The sequence below is a fragment of the Nitrosomonas sp. GH22 genome, assembly GCF_009833115.1.
GTDB classification, from domain to species: domain Bacteria; phylum Pseudomonadota; class Gammaproteobacteria; order Burkholderiales; family Nitrosomonadaceae; genus Nitrosomonas; species Nitrosomonas eutropha.
Map to the genome: position 1 here is coordinate 1 of NZ_QRCA01000052.1, position 1,939 is coordinate 1,939.

Consider the following 1,939-nt stretch of genomic DNA (forward strand, 5'->3'; position numbering starts at 1 on the left):
GGAAGCGAAACGCGAGGGGATTCTATCGGCGATAAAAAGCGCCGGGGCGAAAGGCAGTCCGACTGACGAGTTGCAAAATGATCTGACGCAATTGCAACAGGACAAGCCAGAGCCGCCAAGAGTTCCACGGCTAATATACGCGGACGCAACGCCCGAAGCCCTCACGTATGGATTGGCGAAGCGTTGGCCTTCCAGCGGCGTGGTATCGGCTGAAGCGGGCATTGTGTTTGGTTCGCATGGCATGGGCAAGGATAGTGTTATGCGCAATCTAGCGATGCTTAACCAGTTATGGGACGGCGCTAGCCTGGCCATAGACCGGCGCACCAGTGAATCATTCACGGTACACGGTGCACGGCTGACTGTAGCTTTGCAGGTACAGGAACCCACCCTGCGGGAGTTTTTCAATAAATCGGGAGCGCTGGCGCGTGGTACGGGCTTTCTTGCCCGGTTCCTTGTGGCTTGGCCGGAATCAACCCAAGGCTTGCGAGCATTTACCGAAGCACCTACCAACTGGCCGCACCTTGGCGCATTCCATCGGCGTATTGCTGAAATCCTGAACAAACTCGCCCCCATTGATGAAGATGGCGCACTTACTCCGACCATGCTGGACATGTCACCGGACGCAAAAGCGGCATGGGTGGAATATCACAATGCTATTGAAAGCGAATTAGCAAGAGGCGGAGAGCTTCACGACGTACGCGACGTCGCGAGCAAATCTGCCGACAACGCGATACGACTGGCAGCGCTGTTTCAGATGCTCGAACATGGTATGAACAGCCCTATCAGTCGGGGTAATTTTGAACGGGCAAGCAATATAGCAACATGGCACCTTAGCGAGGCTAAGAGATTCTTTGGGGAACTTGCGCTACCTGTTGAACTGGCAGACGCGGTACGGTTGGATAACTGGCTGATTGAGTATTGCAAGAATAAGTGCACGCACACAGTAGGAAAATCCGTAGCGCTGCAATATGGGCCGCTTCGGAAAAAGGAAAGCATTGATGCTGCGACCCGTGAACTTGAGGAGCTTGACCGTGTTCAAGTGCGAAGGGATGGGAAGCGCATAACACTGCTTATCAATCCTGCGCTTTTGGACTTTGCTAATGCTAAAGCTGCTAATCCTGCTAAAGATGGAGTGATTTAACCTTGAATATTAGCAAAATTAGCAAGATTAGCGTTAGCAAAAGCCTAAAACAGAAAATCACAAGGGGAAGCAAATTGACTAAATTGGAACTGACAGGCGACAGAAATCAGTGCCCTACCTGCAATGAATATTTCAACAGCACAGCAGCATTCGACAAACATCGAACCGGAAAGTACGGGGTTGACCGTCGCTGTCTGACTGTTCAAGAAATGAATAACAAGGGAATGAGCAAGAACGATGCGGGATTCTGGATAACGTCTACCATGCCAGCTAAAGCCTATGCTGCACGCAAAATAGCGATTAAAAACGCTGCGGACATACAACAACATTACCCGGAGAAAATAATCGGTGTTTTGTGATTGCACAATGCTTAGGGCGGGCAGATTGACATCATGACCCTATCCGCTTTAATTAAGAAACATGGTGACTGGGCCAAGGAAGAGAAAACCGAAGCCAGTGACTGGGAAAAGCTCATTAATTGGTGGCTGGATCATATAGGGGAAAATGACCCGCTACTGCGCAATACGACCCTTGACCAATGTCGGAGGGACGCTGAAGCCAGAAAGTATTTTATGGAGCACGCCATCCTTGAGAGAAGGAAAGATTAAACACAACCAGTGGTTTAATTATTGAAGGAGACATGAAATGTCAAAGAATGCCGAATGATTGAAAAAATACCGTGCCAAGATGGATGATGCTGGATTTAGGCGGCTGAGCTTTTATGTATGCCCTGAATTGGGGCAACTACTGGATAGGGAGCATCGCCCTTCAGAGTGCAGAGGGCGTACCCTGGAGCGG

The 1,939-nt window shown here is 50.0% G+C and carries 3 protein-coding genes; all 3 read left to right on the forward strand.

From position 1 onward, the window contains the following. Window positions 1-1,141 (forward strand): YfjI family protein (locus tag ABF86_RS11795; RefSeq protein ID WP_160803632.1); only part of this gene is annotated, 1,141 nt, incomplete at its 5' end. Window positions 1,142-1,215: 74 nt separating this feature from the next. After that, window positions 1,216-1,500 (forward strand): hypothetical protein, encoded by a 285-nt coding sequence (locus tag ABF86_RS11800; protein ID WP_160803633.1) that lies wholly within the window; start codon window positions 1,216-1,218, stop codon window positions 1,498-1,500. Between the two features lie 33 nt (window positions 1,501-1,533). Further along, window positions 1,534-1,749 carry a hypothetical protein gene (locus tag ABF86_RS11805; RefSeq protein WP_041353470.1) on the forward strand — a complete coding sequence of 72 codons (216 nt, stop codon included), beginning with the start codon at window positions 1,534-1,536 and terminating at the stop codon, window positions 1,747-1,749. The last annotated feature ends 190 nt before the right edge of the window (window positions 1,750-1,939 follow it).